Source organism: Sphingobacterium sp. SGR-19, assembly GCF_011043555.1.
Taxonomy (GTDB): domain Bacteria; phylum Bacteroidota; class Bacteroidia; order Sphingobacteriales; family Sphingobacteriaceae; genus Sphingobacterium.
The window spans coordinates 87959-106347 of record NZ_JAAKGS010000012.1; the positions used below are offsets into that span (position 1 = coordinate 87959).

The 18389-nt window shown below is 43.1% G+C and carries 11 protein-coding genes; 6 read left to right on the forward strand and 5 right to left on the reverse strand.

Features of this window, described 5'->3' with window-relative positions; all coding sequences use genetic code 11:
- The first annotated feature begins 18 nt into the window (after positions 1 to 18).
- Entirely contained in the window at positions 19 to 1980 is a 1962-nt protein-coding gene (locus tag G5B43_RS18160) for a family 43 glycosylhydrolase (RefSeq protein WP_206367417.1), read from the forward strand.
- Positions 1981 to 2031: 51 nt separating this feature from the next.
- On the opposite strand, the gene G5B43_RS18165 is transcribed toward G5B43_RS18160, so the two are convergent.
- Positions 2032 to 2250, reverse strand: a complete 219-nt coding sequence (locus tag G5B43_RS18165) for a hypothetical protein (RefSeq protein WP_165296222.1) — start codon at positions 2248 to 2250, stop codon at positions 2032 to 2034.
- Positions 2251 to 2459: 209 nt separating this feature from the next.
- On the opposite strand from G5B43_RS18165, the gene G5B43_RS18170 reads away from it, so the two are divergent.
- Complete coding sequence (locus G5B43_RS18170; protein WP_165296223.1) at positions 2460 to 3314, forward strand: family 16 glycosylhydrolase; 855 nt, start codon at positions 2460 to 2462, stop codon at positions 3312 to 3314.
- Position 3315: 1 nt separating this feature from the next.
- On the opposite strand, the gene G5B43_RS19640 is transcribed toward G5B43_RS18170, so the two are convergent.
- From G5B43_RS19640 to G5B43_RS18185, 3 genes are all read right to left on the reverse strand, one after another.
- Positions 3316 to 7371 (reverse strand): response regulator, encoded by a 4056-nt coding sequence (locus G5B43_RS19640; protein ID WP_165296224.1) that lies wholly within the window; start codon positions 7369 to 7371, stop codon positions 3316 to 3318.
- Between the two features lie 63 nt (positions 7372 to 7434).
- On the reverse strand, positions 7435 to 9801 hold the full coding sequence (locus tag G5B43_RS18180; RefSeq protein ID WP_165296225.1) for a glycoside hydrolase family 127 protein: 2367 nt from the start codon (positions 9799 to 9801) through the stop codon (positions 7435 to 7437).
- Between the two features lie 18 nt (positions 9802 to 9819).
- Positions 9820 to 11721: a family 43 glycosylhydrolase gene (locus G5B43_RS18185; protein WP_165296226.1), complete on the reverse strand. Its 1902-nt coding sequence runs from the start codon at positions 11719 to 11721 to the stop codon at positions 9820 to 9822.
- A 362-nt stretch (positions 11722 to 12083) separates the two neighbouring features.
- Here G5B43_RS18185 and G5B43_RS18190 point away from each other — a divergent pair, with 362 nt between their 5' ends.
- The 3 genes from G5B43_RS18190 to G5B43_RS18200 are packed head-to-tail and all read left to right on the forward strand — an operon-like array spanning position 12084 to position 16521.
- The gene (locus tag G5B43_RS18190; RefSeq protein WP_165296227.1) at positions 12084 to 13199 is read left to right on the forward strand and encodes a glycoside hydrolase family 88 protein; all 1116 of its coding nucleotides are present in this window, start codon (positions 12084 to 12086) and stop codon (positions 13197 to 13199) included.
- A gap of 6 nt (positions 13200 to 13205) precedes the next feature.
- The gene (locus G5B43_RS18195; protein WP_165296228.1) at positions 13206 to 14540 is read left to right on the forward strand and encodes a BNR repeat-containing protein; all 1335 of its coding nucleotides are present in this window, start codon (positions 13206 to 13208) and stop codon (positions 14538 to 14540) included.
- 28 nt (positions 14541 to 14568) lie between these two features.
- The gene (locus G5B43_RS18200; RefSeq protein WP_206367418.1) at positions 14569 to 16521 is read left to right on the forward strand and encodes a glycoside hydrolase family 97 protein; all 1953 of its coding nucleotides are present in this window, start codon (positions 14569 to 14571) and stop codon (positions 16519 to 16521) included.
- Here the strand turns inward: G5B43_RS18200 and G5B43_RS18205 are convergent.
- Positions 16513 to 17187, reverse strand: coding sequence for a DUF6266 family protein (locus G5B43_RS18205; RefSeq protein WP_165296229.1), 675 nt, complete (start codon positions 17185 to 17187; stop codon positions 16513 to 16515). The genes G5B43_RS18200 and G5B43_RS18205 overlap by 9 nt on opposite strands.
- A 450-nt stretch (positions 17188 to 17637) precedes the next feature.
- On the opposite strand from G5B43_RS18205, the gene G5B43_RS18210 reads away from it, so the two are divergent.
- On the forward strand, positions 17638 to 18366 hold the full coding sequence (locus tag G5B43_RS18210; RefSeq protein WP_165296230.1) for an MIP family channel protein: 729 nt from the start codon (positions 17638 to 17640) through the stop codon (positions 18364 to 18366).
- Positions 18367 to 18389 lie beyond the last annotated feature (23 nt).

Below are 18389 nucleotides of genomic sequence, written 5' to 3' on the forward strand. Positions count from 1 at the left end.
CATATATTCAGACAAAATATGATGAGAAGTTCAAGCCACGTATCGAAAACCCTATTGGGCACATTGTTTTTCTTTTGTTTATTGTTCCACCCGCCGTATATACATGGACAATCACAAACGCAGGAATCTAAATTTGAGGGATACTTATTCGCCTATTTCGAAGGAACGGGAAAGGGAGAGCAACAAGAACAGCTCCGTTTTGCGGTTAGTGCAGATGCCGTAAATTGGACGGCGTTAAATGGAAACAGACCTATCTTGGCTTCCGCTGCTATTTCCCAAACCGGGGGGATACGTGATCCGCATATTTACCGAGGTGAAGATGAGGATAGCTTCTATATGGTCGCGACGGATATGTTTACGAAAAGGAATGGTTGGGATACGAATCCGGGGATCATATTGATGAAATCGGATGACTTATTAGATTGGAAGCATAGTATTTTGGATCTCGCTAAATTATACCCTAAGAAGTTTGGGAATGTGAAATGGGTATGGGCACCGCAGGTTTTCTACGATAAAAAAGTGGGGAAATACCTCGTATATTTTACTGTTCGCTTGCATGATAATACCAAACTGGATTTTTATGGTGCTTATGCCAATAAAGATTTTACCGGATTTGAAAAAGAACCGACATTGTTGTTCAGCCCCAAGTTTGGCGGTATTGATGGTGATATTATTTACAAAGACGGGCTTTACCATTTCTTTTATAAAGGAAATACCAAAGACGCCGAAGGGAAAGAGTTTAAAAATGGTATTCAACAAGCAACCAGTAAATCGTTGAAAGGACCTTGGAAAGAGGATTTTATTTATTTGGATGCTTATGCGGATACATCTATTGTGGTTGAAGGATCGAGTGTCTTCAAGCTGAATGATAGCGATGAATATATCTTGATGTATGATCTTTATGCTGACGGGCGGTATGAATTCCAACGGAGTACGGATTTGTTTGGCTTTACAACGGAAACGGAATCATTTAATAAGAACTTCCACCCGCGGCATGGAAGCGTCATTGGTATTACGAAACAGGAAGCACGTCGTCTACATGCGAAATGGGGAGGTGTACCGACGGCATTGCTACAACCTTTCGAAAAAGGAGATCGCAATCATTTCGAAGCAAAAGGCAACCCGATTATTACCCATCATTATACGGCAGATCCTGCGGCTCTTGTGCAAGGGGATACGCTATGGTTATATGCTGGGCATGATTTTGCGGGAGGCCAGCGGGGATATAAGATGAAAGACTGGTTGGTGTTTTCCACGACCGATATGAAAAATTGGACAGAATATCCAGTGCCGATGAAAATAACGGATTTTTCTTGGGCAAAAAGTGGTGATGCATTTGCGGCAGATATGGTGAAACGTGACGGCAAATATTATTGGTATATCAGCACGAACTGGTCAGGAATCGGCGTCGCCGTGTCTGATCGTCCCGAAGGGCCATTCAAAGACGCTTTGGGTAAGCCGCTGTTGACAAATGATGACTGTTTTGCATCGACGCATTCCTGGGCTTGCATCGATCCGGCGGTATTTATTGACGAGGATGGACAAGCATGGATCTTTTGGGGAAACAGAGAGTGTTATTATGCAAAGCTAAAAGATAATATGATCGAGATTGATGGCGAGATCAAACAAGTACAATTCGATGGGTTTAGCTTTACCGAGGCACCATGGATACATACCTATAATGGCAAGTATTATTTGACCTATGCCACGGAATTTCCTGAAAAAATTGCCTATGCTACGGCAGACAATATCGAAGGTCCTTACGAATATAAAGGTATTCTCAATGAAATTGCCGGCAATAGCAACACGAACCATCAGGCTATCGTACAATTTAAAGGAGATTGGTATTTTATATACCATAATGGCGGTATTAATACGGACGGAGGTAGCTATAGCCGCTCGATTTGTATAGATCGTTTATATCACAACGACGACGGGACAATCAAGCGTATTGTGATGACCACAGAAGGAGTACAATAAAAGATAGATTAAAAAAAAGCGCTGTAACCAGCGTGGTACAGCGCTTTTACACTAGTTTAATGTAATCTCCACATCGGCCGCTTCTAGCCAAGGAGCTGTAAATCGCACAGCCAGTTTGTCGTCTGGATTCCCGTTGGCTTGTACAAACATCGCTTCAAAATCGTTTGATTTGGTTTCAAACCGTTGTTGTCGGTGTCGCTGACGAGTTGGCTCCCTGTTTTGACTGATTACCGGCGTATAATCCGGGAGATGGTTGTATTTTCTACACATTTGAATGAATAATCAACATATAAAGCACCAACATTGCGCAATTTTGGCATATAACAGATTATAAAGATTATCAAACGAAGCATAAATTAGAATGGTTAAGAGATTTATCAACCTAAACGTACTGATCTGATTGGGGGTATCTGTCCATATAGACTAACGGACTCAGCATACTCTTATGGTTATATGATAAAAGCAATAAACAGATAAATATGAACAGACTGAGATTAACAATATTGACCGCTTGCATAGCATTATTTACTATGCAGGCGGAAGCCCAAAAAGGCGCAAATAAATATAAAAATGAAGGATACGAACTGGTTTGGGCAGATGAGTTTGATCAGGATGGAAAGGTAAATTCAGCATATTGGCACTTCGAACATGGTTTTGTTCGTAACCAAGAGCTCCAATGGTATCAGGAGGATAATGCTTGGTGTGAGAACGGGTTCCTGATTATCGAAGCTAGAGCAGAAAAAAGGAAAAACCCAACCTATGATCCTTCCTCCAATCATTGGGGGAGAAAGAGGGAACATATTACACATACCTCATCGTCGATCAATACCGGCGGGAAGAAAAGCTGGTTATATGGCCGTTTCGAGATGCGGGCCAAGATTGATGTCAGTGATGGCTTATGGCCGGCGTTCTGGACATTGGGTGTCGACAAAGAATGGCCATCCAACGGAGAGATCGATATCATGGAGTATTACAAGGGAAAGATTTTAGCAAATATCGCCTGTGGCACATCTACACGTTGGAACGCCGAGTGGTATAGTAAAACCCGTAGTATCGAAGAGCTGGGAGGAAAGTCTTGGGCCAACGATTTCCATGTATGGCGAATGGACTGGACGCCGGAATACATCGCCTTGTATGTGGATGATGAGCTGATGATCAAAGAACCATTGAGCAAGCTACACAATAAAGACGGCTCGGGTTTTAATCCGTTTAAACAGCCACATTATATTTTACTTAATCTGGCTATGGGAGGAATGAATGGGGGCGAACTCAACGATACGAAATTTCCCAACCGCTATAAAGTTGATTATGTGCGGGTGTATCAACAACCGTAGTCTATCCTTCTTTCGCGATTTGCTTCTGATATTCCGAAGGTGTCATCCCAAACTCGGCTTTGAAGCAGGTCGAGAAATAGCGTGGATCTGAAAATCCTGTCGCAAAAGCAACTTCGCTGACCGAAATGGACTTGTCTTTGTCCATCATCTGGCAGGCATGCTTGAGCCGGATATTTTTAATAAATTCACTTGGCGATAAATCCAGCAGTGCTTTGGTCTTTCGGTACAAAGTAGATTTCGATAAACCTAATTCGTCACTAAGTGCAACCACATCAAATTGATCATTGGTTAAGTGTTCTTCCACCACCGCAATCATTTTTTCCAAGAACTGCTCATCCTGTGGCGTATAATCTAGCGAAGAGATATTAATCTGCGGATTCGTCTTGAAATCTTCCTGCTTGGTGCGCTTGTGGATTAAGAAACTGTGTATACGCGCTTCCAATACTTTCAAGTCAAAAGGCTTACTGATGTAACTGTCGGCGCCTGCCTGATAACATTCAATCCGGTCGTCGATACTGTTTTTAGCCGTCAGTAAGATAACCGGGATATGGTTTATTTCCGGATCTTGTTTTATCCGACGACAAAGCGTTAGCCCGTCCATAATCGGCATCATGATATCACTGACAACGATATCTATTTCCTCTTCTTTCAAAATAGCCAAGGCCTCTTCTCCTTGTCTCGCAATATAGACCTGATAGGTTCTTGATAAGAGACTTCTTACTGTTTGAAGCAAATCTTCATTGTCTTCGACTAATAATATCCGGATGTCGCTTTTACCTTCTTCCCGCTCAGGAAGAGTCTTCGGCAGCTCGTTCGCTTCTGTCATTAGATTGTCCGAATCGATAAAACTATCGTGCAGTTCGCGGAGTTCCTCAGCGGTATAGCCCCCTTTTTCAACTGGAATTCGGATGGTAAATGTCGATCCTTTACCCACGATACTATCCACCTCAATGGCCCCGTGATGGAGCTCCACCAGTTCCTTGGTCAAGGCCAGCCCGATCCCGTTAGTCTCCTGTTGTCTCGCCAACCTATTGTTGTAAAACGGGATGAATATCTTGTCGAGTTCGTTCGGAGCGATTCCCATCCCGGTGTCTTGCACGCTAACGATTAAATGTGCAGTGTCGTTGAGCTGCTCGGTATAAAAGGAGAGCTGTATGTGTCCACCGTCTGCCGTGTATTTAAATGCATTGGAAAGTAGATTAAAGATAATCTTATCGAGTTTGTCGGCATCCACGTAGCCTTCAGGTATGCAGTCACCTTGAACAATTTCAAATGCCATTTTTTTTCGTTTTGCTAACGGACTGAAATAGACGGTGCAGATATTACGGATAAAAGTAATCAGATTTTCTCGACCAACACGTAGTGCCATTTGTTGATTCTCCACGCGTTTGAAGTCCAAAATCTGTTGCAAAAGCCGTTTTAACCGATCAAGGTTAAAACGCATTTTATCAAATTGTGTCAGGTTCTTTTTGGTAATCATCTGCACGTCATCAATCAAGCAGGAGATAATGGTAAGCGGTGTTAATAGCTCATGGGAGATATTTGTAAAATAGCTTAGCTTGGTTTGAACCAGTTTATTGGCATTATCTTTTTCGATTTGCGCAATCCGAAGATCACTTTGTAATTTAAGTCGATTAACATAAAATCTGATAACGGCGTAGGCAAGGCCTAATATCAATATGGTATAAAGCATATAGGCCAGGTTACTTTCATAGAACGCGGGTTTCTTGTGGATGTGTAGACGGGTGACTTCTGAGTTCCACCGGTTGTCTAGATCGGTTGCTTTGATCAGGAACGTATATCGCCCTTTTCCAAGGTTATTGTAGGTGGCAAATAGCCGTTCTCTTGGAGCATATACCCAATCCTTATCAACTCCCTCCAGTTTATAAGCATATCTAATTTTGCCCGGGTGTGTATATTCGAATGATGAAAATAGAATCTCTAAGCTTTGATCTTCCGGCTCGAGTACCAGCGATTGTTTACGAAAATCATATTTTTCATGCAAGCCCAGTGATACCGCTGATTGGTTGTTGATTTTTATATCGGAGATGACCACAGCTGATTTATGCGTAGGTGAAAACGGAGACTCCCAAAATTGAACGATGCCGTTATGTCCACCAAAATACACGGTTTGTTGTGCCTTATCGGCCGTATACGCGCCCTTTGTGAACATATTTATCGGGATGCCGTCGCTGCTGCTATATTCAAAAATGCGGTTATCTCTCGGGAATAATTTATAAACGGCTCTAGTGCTGGAAAACCATACCGTATTGTCAAGACAAACAACATGTAAGATTTGATTAGAAGCTAGCAGGTTTGCATTTGCGTATTCACGCACCTGACCATTTTCGGTATGAAAAGAAAGTAGCCTATTGTCTTTTGTCCCTATCCATAGATATCCACGGCTATCGGAGTCCATGGTTTCAATCTGGTTGGTCTGTAATCCAGCCGTAGCTTTTCCCACGTGACGTTTAGATTTCGGACTCGAATGATTGTCTATCTGGTAAATACCATGATCCTTGGTGGCGACCCATATATTACCCCCTGCGTCCTGACATACTGCCATGATTTGGCCGTTTATACCGTCCACTTGATGTAGCTGCTTCTGCCCTGCTTTTTTACACATCATCCCTCGGCTGGTTCCGATCCATAAATTTTTTCTTGTATCCTGAAAAAGGTGGAGAGGAACGCCAATCTCGTTAGCATATTGGGCGAGATCAATGGTACGTGACAGCGTCAGGCTACCGTTCTCCTTTTTGAAAACGTGCATGATCGTTTCGTATGCGCCACCTACCCATAATTCATCGTCTATTTCCAACGCGCAATTGACTGCCCTGAGCGACACCAAATCCTTAAAACGGAGATTGCTGTAGGTCGCTAATTGATTTGTTTGTGGTACAAATTTACCTAAACCGATGCGTTCCAGATTGAACCACAATTGATTTTCACGGTCTTGGTAAAGCATGTTGAGGTTGGGCGATATATTATATTTTTCTTGGACCTGAGGTAACACAAAGGCACGCATAACGGGTTTGTCAAAGCTAATCGTCGAAACACCTTTGCCGCTGATAGCGAGCCATAGTGCACCGGAACGATCTTCGTAGATATCTTGGAAAAAATTGGATGTGCGTTGAAAAAGGTGAGCGAAATCTATTTCTTCAATGCGACCATCGTCGGTGTAGTGATAGGTCGAAATACCCGAAAAAGATAAGACCCAAATATATTTTTTTACACGGTCTTGTACGATATTGTATACTAATTCTTCCTTTCCGATACCCCTTCTTTTATTTTTGATAATAATTTCCCGATACATATTTTCTTTGTCGTCCGGATTGAAAAGAAAAAGACCATCGCCCCAAGTACTTATCCAATATTGTCCTCGTTCATCTTGTATGATTTTAAAAGGGTTGTTCCGTATCCCTATGGGTGGAAAAGCAACAAATTGTTGTTTTTTATTGTCCAATTTGTAGAGTCCGCCATCCCAAATACTAACCCAGATATCCTCGTTTTGGTCTTGAAATACAGTATTGATGCTTCCCGGTGGAATCGAATTTTTGTTGCTGGGATCGTGTTCAAATGTGGTATGTAAGCTAAAATCTTTATTATATACATAAATCGCACTGTGGCTTCCAACCCAGATTCTAGATTGTTTATCAACAAGTATAGCCGCGACACGCTGTCCCCGTAAACTCGAATCTGGGAATGGCACAATTCGGTAAGTCTCCTTTTTTAAGGTATATAATCCATTTTCTGCCCCCAATAAAAGATAACCGTTGCTTTCGTTGATGGTCAGGATATTTTGATGAGGAGCAACCGTGCCATCGTCATCCCGAAGTTTGAATGTTAACAAATTAAATGCGTCGAATCGGCTGAGCCCATAGGCTGTGGCAAACCAAATATAACCGGCACTATCTTGGAAGGTTTTGTTAACCGTTAAAGACGGGAGCTCCTGCTCAATCTTTATGGGCGTAACCCCAATCTGTTGCGCCAAGGAAGAGCCTATCTCACCAATAACGACAAGAAAAAAAGAAAAACAATATGCAAATGCTTTGGTCACTATTTATGTCTATATAATTGGCTAAAGTTACTAAGAAGTTAGAGAGTTTCTAACCCGCTAACTTTATTCTTCTTTAATCACGCGTATCTCCAATATCTTATGGCTCGTTGTACCACCATCGGTCGCAATTTTTACCTGCAAAGGATTGCTTTGATTCAATGTCTCCGGAATCGGAATAACAGCTGTTTTCACCTGGCCCAATGCATTGGCGTCTGCCTGTAGCTTCTCTATCTCTTGATCGTGGATGAGGATGTTTGTTTTCCGATTTTCTTCTTCCAGGTACCTGATGTACAGCTGTACATTTTCTTTAGGATTTGTTTTGATAGTATAGCTAAACCAACCTTTTGCTTCCCGCCAGCGTACATCCTCGATACTTCCCGTTTGCGTATTTTCTTCCTTGATGAAGTGATCCGATTCAGGCTGTTGTTCCCCGCTCACGACCCGATCAATCGTGATGTCTGCTAGGCGCAGGGATTCTTTTTCTTCCCGTTCTGTTTTCTCTTGTAGGGCGGTAAGTTCCTCAGCGGTAGCTTGTGGCCAGTAAATGATATACCGGCTATCATGTGTTTGATAAAATGGCTGAAGCTCCATGCTGTGCTGTTCCGTCCCACTGTACAATCCTGTTAGCGTAAAGTGTAGCGGTGTATTTTCTACCGGCTGTATCAAGTTCGGAATGTTTTCTGGTGCTGTCGTTAGGATTGGCATAGTCCGCAAAGGAATCTGTCTGCCTTGGGCAACATGACCCATTCGGCTATCATCTGCAAAGAGCCCATCCATATCTTCCGTTCCCGTTTTGGCTGCCAATACAAGCGGTCCATACAAGATACTGTAGTAATTTGAGCGATCGGGCAGTTGCTCGGTATAGATCCCCATCGGAAGCTCGACGGATATCCGATCGCCTGCTGCCCACGTACGGTCTATCGTGGCCCATCCGTCTTTGGCAGAAGAGGCTCGAAACGGTTTACCATTCAGCAAGATCGTAGGCTCATCCATTACCCAGCTGGGTTTACGGACATGTAATGCAAAAGTCGTTTTAGATTTAGGATAGACCGTAAATTGTGTCCTGTTCTCTTCGGGGAAATTATTTTCTTGGATGAGCTCGACGTTCTTCTCCTGCCAGTTCACTTTGGAAGGAATAAATAGGTTCACAAACAGGTTGTCATCCTGATGCGCATAGATCATCTCGCCATACTTTGCATGATTCTCCATGCCAGATCCTACGCAGCACCACATACTAGTATGCGGCTGCGAGTATACACGATAGTGCCCCGGACGCATTTGCGTAAAATAAACCAGCCCTCCAGTCTCCGGATGTTGCGTGGAGAGGATGTGATTATACAGGGCTCGTTCATAATAATCGAGGTACTTGCCTTTGGGGTCTGTTTGATGCAACATACGTGTCAGGCGCAGCATATTATACGTGTTGCAGGTTTCCGGACCTTCGATGCTTTGCAGCATTTTGGAAAAATCGTCTATGGGGTTAAAATGTTCACTGACACTATTCCCTCCAATAGATACCGAACGCCGTTCGATGACATTTTCCCAAAAATAGCGAGCTGCGTCTGCCCATTGTTCGTCATGGGCAATATCGGCAATACGTTTGAAACCCAATACTTTTGGTATTTGCGTGTTGGCGTGTTTACCGGTCAGATGATCTTCTTGATCCAATAGCGGTTGCAACACCGCACGTTGACTAAATTGACGGGCGAGTGTGAGATATTTTGGGTTTTGCGTAATAGCCGCCACATCAGCAAACGTTTCATTAAGACCCCCATGTTCACTGCGTAGCATATCCTGTATCTGCTCATCGCTCAGCTGGTCTATCAGTGCAATTGCCCAGTCGGCCAGCTTGATCAACATCTCCTTTGCAGTCTCATTATGCGTCATTAAATAAGCGTCACGAAGACCTGCGTATGTTTTATGGATGTTATACAGGGGAACCCATCTATCATTTAGACTAAATCCGCCGGCCTTAATCTCGCCTCGTCTAACCTCATCCCAAAGCTCTTTTCCTTCCGGAACACCGCCAATATAGCCATCGCCGTTGGCATCTTGACAGCGTTTGAGCCCCGCAAGCATGTAGTCTAAGCGTTCTTTGATACGAGCGTCACCTGTGGATGCATACATATAGGATAAGGCGGAGACATAATGACCACCTATATGTCCGTCCAAACCGGTGTTTTCCCAATTGGTGTAGCTTTTCCGCAGAGGAGGTAGGTTTGATTCGCGTAGAAAAGGCGCTAAAAGCCGGTCAGCGTCCAGTTCCAAGAGATAGTTTAGGTCAAGCTCCTCCGCATGTTTGAATGGTCCGGAAAGTAATCGGACATCATTCAGCGAGAAATAGTCCAGTTGTTTTTGTGTTTGTGCCTGGAGTGTTGTTCCTATTGCGGTGGATAGGAAACATATATTGATCAATTTTTTTAACTTCATAGGCGTAATGAAAATTATTTATAACGTCGGAATAACCGGTTTGATGCTGCCATCTTCGTTAAATTCCATTTTATCGATACACACCTCGCGGTGATAACCGGCTGCATCGCCCATTTTGATGCCGTTCGGACGACTGAAACGGTGGTAAACAATATACCACTCGTCTTCGCCCGGAATCTGCAAAACAGCATTATGGCCTGGGCCATAAATACCCAATTCCGGGTTTTTAGTCAGAATCAGGTTGTTTTCAGGAATCTCAATAGGGCCGGTAGGCGATTTGGATGTGCCGTATCGCACACGGTAATTTTCGCTGCGCGTATCGTCTTCTGACCATAAGAAATAGTACGTTCCTTTACGATAAAATATATAGAAGCCCTCGCGGAAAGTTTCGTCGGGCGTAATGACTTTTGTGGTATTTTCTTTAAGGGAAACCATATCATCATTCAATTCCGCAACTGCTCCGTAGCCATTCCCCCAATAGAGATAATACTTTCCACTTACCGGATCTTGAAAAACATCCGGGTCAATTTCCTGACCACCATGTACGCCCTCCGGCTTTGTCGATACAAGCGGTTTTCCAGAATCGGTAAATGGTCCGGCGGGGTGATCGGCTACGGCAACACCGATTTTTTGTGCTGCGGTAAAATAATAATAGTATTTGTATCTGTTTTTACCGATTTTCTTCTCGATGATGGCAGGAGCCCACGCATTGCGGTTGCCCCACGGTACTTGGGTTTTGAGATCTAGTATGGTTCCTTCTTCTTGCCAGTCTTTCAGATTATCGGAGGAAAATACTTTGAAATAATCGCCTGACCATCCGGTATACCCATCACTGGTGGGGTAGAGGTAATATTTGCCCGTTTTTTCAGCGTACAGGATTTCAGGATCAGCATGATAGCCCTCTAATACGGGGTTGTTTTGTTGCACCGCCTGAAAGTTCGCCGGTTTACCGTAGGTCGCCAACAGGTGCTGGTATTCTTTCCGGGTTATAGGGATCACGCTTCCGTGTCGTGGATGAAAATCCATACTAATCTGTTGGTCGATGACGTGGAATTCATCCAGATCATAGCTTTCGCAGAATTGATACGTACCTTTCATATAGACATCATACATCAGAATATATTTATCGCTATTCGTCAGTTTGAAAATACTCGATCCTTCTACGGCCTCCGTCGTTTGTTGTTTATATCCCGGTTGCTCGATCCAAACGCCCGAAGTTAAGTCGTCTGTCATCGCCTTTTTTAGGCCATTGCCATGTCCTTCTGTTTTATAGAAAAGGTGGTAGATGCCATTTTTGTAAATAATATCCCCATCAATACAAGGCTTTTTGTCTTTCGGTATAAAAAGCGGTTTAGGTGCCTCTTCTAAATCTGTAAAATCCGCGTTGGCATATGCATAGTAAATAATATCTGGACCATCGCCATGCTGCATAGACCAGTACACCATATATTTTTGTGCTTTTTCATCGAAAACGGTTTGGGGAGCCCAGACACGTTTCAGATTTTCCTGATTCGGATATTTTTGCTGTATATTGATGATATGCGATGTCCAATCTGTCAAGTTCTCCGATTTCAATAAAATCAGTGCCCGGTTGGAATCCCATCCTTTGGAAGAGGTCATATCCGTCAACACCATATAAAAAGCCTTGTTGTCGTGACGGCGGAGGATATGAGGATCTCGAACCCCTCCCGTAGAACTGATGTCTTTGGAATTCAATACAGGCTTATTTCTATTTAGCGCCGTATAATGGAAACCGTCGTTGCTAATGGCGTAATGTACTTGCTCTTCTTCTACCGCATTTCCTGTAAAATAGGGGAAAAGGTAGCCTACAAAATCTTTTTCTACCGGGGTGCTGGGCTGTGCATGTGTCAAAAATGTACTGCATAGGAATAAACAGCATGTAAGAAGTCTTTTATTCATGGATGTCTAATAATATAATTTACAATCGAAATAAGGTTTGTTTTGACGCTAGCCGAGCCTGTACATATTTTATATCGTAGCTTAAAAATAAAAAATGTATCTGTTATTTTAAATGTTTTTTTTACATTTATTTTCAGAAACTCCTGCCTGCTCATGCAAAGCTAGCCAGTAAATGTGTGTGCAGTACGGGTTTTTTGGGTCAAAGACGTTTAATTATGGTTCAAAAGACAGAGGTTTACCGTTGTGAACCGAATTTAGGAGGTAAATAGTTTTTATTTGAACATGGCTTTGATGGGCGATAGATACCTTTGCTAAATACGGGTGTGCAAAAGTTTAATCTATAAATTTTAACCAAAGAAGAAATGCGTGTAAACCTTATCATTTATTTTTTATTACTGTATTCCTCCGCTTCATTTAGTCAGCGGCTGAACAAGGAAGATGTGATGTTGAAGTTAAACCGGGTCAATAGCTACTGGCAGGAGAATAACAAACCGACTGTTTGGTCCTTTTGGGATATCGCAGCATACCATACGGGAAATATGGAACTATATCAATTGACCCAAAATGAAACATACCGGACTTATTCGGAAGCTTGGGCCGAACATAATGGCTGGAAGGGAGCAAAGTCTGATAACAAAGCTGAGTGGAAATATTCGTATGGTGAAAAAGACGACTATGTTCTCTTTGGTGATTGGCAGATCTGTTTTCAGACGTATATCGATCTGTATCATTTAGATCCACAACCACATAAGGTTGCTCGGGCTAAAGAGGTGATGGAGTATCAGATGAGTACTCCTAATAACGATTATTGGTGGTGGGCAGATGGTCTGTACATGGTCATGCCGGTGATGACGAAGCTGTACAAGTTGACCGGCAATGAACAATATCTCGACAAAATGTATGTCTATTTGCAATATGCAGATAGTATCATGTATGATGAAAAGGAGTCTTTGTATTATCGGGATGCTAAATATGTCTACCCGAAGCATACATCTGAAAATGGAAAAAAAGACTTTTGGGCGCGTGGGGACGGATGGGTATTTGCGGGACTGGCGAAAGTGCTACAGGATTTGCCAAAGGATCATCGGCACTACGATTATTATGTACAGCGTTATCAGGATATGGCAAAGGCGATTGCTAAGTCTCAGCAGAAAGCAGGCTATTGGACACGTAGTATGTTGGATCCACAGCATGCGCCTGGACCCGAGGCTAGTGGAACGGCATTCTTTACGTATGGTTTCCTTTGGGGGATAAACAATGGCTTTTTATCAGAAAAAGACTATCTCCGCACGGCACAATCAGGCTGGAAATTTTTGAGTGAAACAGCTCTGCAAGTTGATGGACGTGTGGGCTATGTACAGCCTATCGGTGAAAAAGCGATACCGGGTCAGGTGGTCGATTCCAATTCGACGGCTAGTTTTGGTGTCGGCGCTTTTTTATTGGCAGGTTCAGAAATGTATCGGTATTTAAACAAGTAAGAGCATATGTATATAATCAGAAAAATATGGATCACATTGGTCGTAGGAATATTCTTTATGCCGATTGCTGTTCTGGCGCAGCCTCAAGGAGCCCGCGTGATGGACGTTGGTTTGGGTTGGGCTAAAAATACCGTGAACACCGCGGTATTTAGAAAAAACTCCTTGGTCAGCAATGACCATGTTCAATTTATATCCTATTATGACGGAGAGGGCTTCCTGACGTTAGGAAAACGACGGTTGGATAGCGAGAGCTGGACGATAAAACAAACGCAGTATACCGGCCATGCGTCAGATGCGCACAACGTCATTAGCATGATGGTTGATGGTGATGGCTATTTGCATGTCGCTTGGGATCACCATAATGGACGTTTGCGATACGCGAAGAGTCTCGAGCCCGAGGGATTGCAGTTGGGAGAAGAAGAGGCTATGGTGGGATCGGAAGAAAGTCGGGTGACGTATCCCGAGTTTTTTGCGTTACCCAGTGGTGATCTTCTTTTTTTCTATCGGGATGGCGGCTCTGGAGCAGGCAACTTGATTATCAACAAATACGAATTCGCACAGAAAAAATGGACACGTCTGCATACCAATTTGATCAGCGGAGAGCGACAACGGAATGCTTACTGGCAGGCTTATGTGGATCAAAAAGGAACGATTCATGTTTCTTGGGTATGGCGAGAGTCGCCCGATGTGGCGAGCAATCATGATATGGCGTATGCTTGTTCCAAAGACGGTGGATGGACGTGGCAAAGGACGGATGGTACACCGTATAGTTTGCCCATTACGGCAGAGCATGCAGAGTATGCAGCATGGATACCCCAACAAAGTGAATTGATCAACCAAACGGCAATGACGGCGGATGAAGACGGAAATCCGTTTATTGCGACCTATTGGCGATCCGCGGATTCCCAGATTCCACAATATAAAATCATCTATTTGGCGGACGGCAAATGGCAGGTAAAGTCATTGGATTTTCGGAAAACCGCTTTCTCTTTAAGCGGACACGGGACCAAAGAAATTCCGATTTCAAGGCCTCAGCTGTTAGTTACGGAGACAAGAAATAAAACATCACTTCTATTGCTCTTTCGGGATCAGGAGCGCGGTAACAAGGCTTCGGTGTTGAAATTGAATGATGTCCGCGACGATAATTTCGAAATAAGAGACCTGTCATCCGGTTCGTTGGGGGCTTGGGAGCCGACATATGATACCGAACTATGGCGAAATAAGAAACAATTAGCTTTGTACGTACAGCAGACGGATCAAAAAGATGGAGAGGGGCTGCTTGATGCCGAGCCGACAACAGTACATATTATCGAATGGCACCCCAACTTCCGAAATAAATAGGCTGTTTATCCTAAAAAACTATTTCTATATGAACTTGAAATTTATGTATGGCGCGTTATGCGTATTCTTTCTATCAACTGCGCAAGCGCAGGAAATGAAGATACTTAGTCCGGATGGCCAGCTTTCGGTACAATTGGAAGCAGACCAGGGGCGGTTATATTATTCCGTTATGTTGGATGGGCAGGAAATGCTCGAAAAATCACCATTGGGTCTGCGGACGCATTTAGGGGATCTTTCTAGCGGACTACGCTTGGTTGACCGGCAGGCCCGCCAAATAGACGAACGTTACGAAGAACCGAAGATTAAAAAGAGAGCGGTACATTATCAGGCAAATGAGCATAGCTTTACATTCGAGAATAATGATAAGCTAAAACTGGAAGTTATTTTTCAGGTCAGTAACAACAACGTAGCGTTTCGTTATGGTATACCACAAACGGGGGAACCCGCAAATGCGATTATCCATAGGGAGCTAAGTGGTTTTGATTTTCCGGATATTACGACGACATTTTTAACACCACAGGCCACGCCGATGATCGGTTGGATGAAAACCAAACCCAGTTATGAAGAGGAATATGTACCGGATGAGCCTATGGGCACACCTTCTAAATATGGTATAGGATATACCTTCCCGGCATTATTTCATGTAGGCGACCGCGGATGGGTATTGGTGTCGGAAACTGGTGTGGGTAGCCTTTATTGTGGGGCGAAATTGAGCGAAGGTACAGCAGATGGGCTTTACCAGATTTCTTTTCCGGAAGAAGGAGAAAATAATGGATTGGGAAGTACACAGCCTGCATTGAATTTGCCGGGCTACACACCTTGGCGTACATTGACGGTTGGAAAAGATCTAAAACCGATTGTCGAAACGACTATCGCTTTTGACGTAGTAAAACCATTATACGATCCTTCTCAGAATTATCAATTCGGACGTTCAACATGGAGCTGGCTAGAGTGGCAGGATGGCAGTATCAATTTCGAGGATCAGAAAAAATTTATCGATCTCTCTGCCAATATGGGCTGGGAATTTGCGTTGATCGACAACTGGTGGGATACCAAAATTGGTCACGACAAAGTGGAGGAATTAGTCGCTTATGGAAAAGAAAAAAATGTAGGGATCTGTCTGTGGTATAATTCCAATGGTTTTTGGAATGATGCACCGCAAGGGCCTAAAAATCGGATGAATACCTCGGTAGCACGGAAGAAGGAGATGGCTTGGATGCAACGCATAGGCGTTAAAGGAATCAAGGTAGATTTCTTTGGTGGCGATAAGCAGGAAACCTTGCAGCTTTACGAGGACATTCTTTCGGATGCGAATGATCATGGTTTAGTCGTTATTTTTCACGGTTGCACGTTACCTCGGGGATGGGAACGGATGTATCCAAATTTTGTGGGAAGTGAAGCGGTGCTCGCATCCGAAAACTTGATTTTTACACAACACGCGAATGATACGGAAGCTTATAATGCAACGTTACACCCTTTTATTCGGAATGCAGTCGGATCGATGGATTTCGGCCCTGTATTATTAAACAAACGACATAATAGGGAAAACAATGGTGGAACAACCCGTAAAACGAGTGAGATTTTTCAACTGGCGACAGCTGTTTTATTTCAGACGCCGGTACAAAACTTTGGTATTACACCAAATAATCTAAAAGAATACCCTGATTTCATTATTGATTTTATGAAGGATGTGCCTACAGTCTGGGATGAGACCGTGTTTATCGACGGCTATCCGGGCAAGTACGTTGTTTTGGCACGTCGACATGGCGATACCTGGTACGTCGTCGGAATCAATGCTGAAACGGAAGTTAAAAATTTATCCGTTTCTTTACCTATGCTTTCCAACGGACCAGCCGTATTGTATTCGGATGATCATAAATTGAACCCGAAACAAAGCCAAATCAAGGTAGCAAAAGACAAACAGGTTAAACTGACTTTGCAGCCCAATGGTGCCGCTATTATTGTTGGAAAATCACATTAACGAGATAGACTCATTTACAATTTTACCTAAATACACGCTATCAGTACTAATGTTACTACCTTCGGAAGCAAGAAATGCTAAGTAACCGTGATAGACGGTGCCCCTAGGAACCTTTTCTATAGAAATAATCTGTTCACAATCTTCTAGATAACTATCTTGCAAAACGCCTACTGTATTTACAGGCTCGACGCCATTATCCGGGTAGAGCAGTGCTATGCACCGAAACATTTTGTCGCCATGCTTTTGTCTGAAGGCAGCATCCACTTGCCAACGTATAATAACTTGCCCATCCTTTTGGTCAATCCCAACGTTGGAAACCGGAGAGGGCAGTCCGCGGCTGATAGCAAACTTTTCGTAATCCAGACGGTAACGTTCATCTTCAAAAATAACACTTTCCTTTAGATTATAAGACATCGCAGAGTTGTGTCCCGTTCGGTTTGGAGCATATTGCATAAATCCCAAACGAACAAAACGAACGATGGGTGATAGGCACTCTTGCATAAAGGCAAACTTGCTCTGGTTCTTTCGCTGTCCCGGTGTGGGCTTTCGATTTTTCTTTATTCGGGGAAGACTTCTTACATAATAAATGTCTTTCCATTTGCAAAAAACAGACGGACCTACTTTGCCCGAAACAGTACCGTTAATACCATTCTTAACTCTTGCCATGATCTAGTGAATTATAATTATGCAGTTAAGATAGAGAATAATCAGGTATATTCCAAATACTAAAGTAATAGTTACTTTATATCTTAAACATACATAATAAGAAATTCAATCGTATCTTTTTCGACCTTATCCGAAGAATATCCGAACAAAGTCCGAATGATATCCCTATAAGATCCTATTTATTCATTACTTAAAAGATCAGTTAAATTGAGGCGTGATACAAGTATACTATCGAACAACAGGGATTTTTTTAACTACAATCTATATCGTAATTAAACTACAAAAAGGACACGCTTAAAAGCGTTTAAATCCATAATATCATAAATTTTTGAGTATAAGGTTCTCTCATGTGTGTCGAGTGGACGCTACAAGAATGTATTTCGATAGTATACCAATCCATTGAAAGCACTAATTTAGGGTTTTACTAATTTAAAAATTCAACTATATATTATGGAAGTTAAGATGTCTTCGAAATTTATCGCCGAGTTGATTGGTACTTTTGGCTTGGTTCTTTTTGGCTGTGGTGCTGCAGCTATTGCAGGAGTAGATACCATAGCGGGATTATCCGGATTAGGATTACTCGGCATATCTATGGCGTTTGGTCTTTCCGTTGTTGTTTTTGCTTATGCCATTGGCGGTATTTCAGGTTGCCATATCAACCCCGCAGTCACAATCGGTGTACTATTGGCAGGTAGAATGCCGGCGAAAGACGCTATTGTATATGTCATTGCACAGTGTCTGGGTGCTCTTCTCGGCGCATTTGTCTTACAACAGATACTAGGTGGGCAGTTGGCAGGCTTTACAGCTGGTGAATGGGCCTATGGCGCCAATGGTTGGGGTACAAAATACCAAAGTGAGTACGGAACAACAGCGGCTTTCATCACCGAGACCATATTGACTTTTATTTTTCTGTTCGTCATCTTGGCTACGACGTCTAAAGTTGGCAACAGTACGATGGCCGGTTTGGCAATCGGATTTACGCTTTTGCTGATCCATATGGTTGCTATTCCTATCACAGGTACCTCTGTTAATCCTGCACGCTCATTTGGCCCTGCTCTGCTGGCCGGTGGACAGGCGTTATCTCAGTTGTGGTTATTTATTGTCGCTCCGATTCTAGGTGCTGTAATAGCCGCCGCAGTATGGAAAGTGACAGAGCCTAAAGGTGATACGATAGCATAGCCTAGAATTCTATATCTGAACCG

Excerpts from the sequence above, each read along its gene's own strand:
- G5B43_RS18200 (WP_206367418.1), top strand. The coding sequence starts at position 14,569 with ATGAACTTGAAATTTATGTATGGCGCGTTATGCGTATTCTTTCTATCA.
- G5B43_RS18210 (WP_165296230.1), top strand. The coding sequence starts at position 17,638 with ATGGAAGTTAAGATGTCTTCGAAATTTATCGCCGAGTTGATTGGTACT.
- G5B43_RS18180 (WP_165296225.1), bottom strand. The coding sequence starts at position 9,801 with ATGAAGTTAAAAAAATTGATCAATATATGTTTCCTATCCACCGCAATA.
- G5B43_RS18185 (WP_165296226.1), bottom strand. The coding sequence starts at position 11,721 with ATGAATAAAAGACTTCTTACATGCTGTTTATTCCTATGCAGTACATTT.
- G5B43_RS18190 (WP_165296227.1), top strand. The coding sequence starts at position 12,084 with ATGCGTGTAAACCTTATCATTTATTTTTTATTACTGTATTCCTCCGCT.
- G5B43_RS18170 (WP_165296223.1), top strand. The coding sequence starts at position 2,460 with ATGAACAGACTGAGATTAACAATATTGACCGCTTGCATAGCATTATTT.
- G5B43_RS18195 (WP_165296228.1), top strand. The coding sequence starts at position 13,206 with ATGTATATAATCAGAAAAATATGGATCACATTGGTCGTAGGAATATTC.
- G5B43_RS18165 (WP_165296222.1), bottom strand. The coding sequence starts at position 2,250 with ATGTGTAGAAAATACAACCATCTCCCGGATTATACGCCGGTAATCAGT.
- G5B43_RS18205 (WP_165296229.1), bottom strand. The coding sequence starts at position 17,187 with ATGGCAAGAGTTAAGAATGGTATTAACGGTACTGTTTCGGGCAAAGTA.
- G5B43_RS18160 (WP_206367417.1), top strand. The coding sequence starts at position 19 with ATGATGAGAAGTTCAAGCCACGTATCGAAAACCCTATTGGGCACATTG.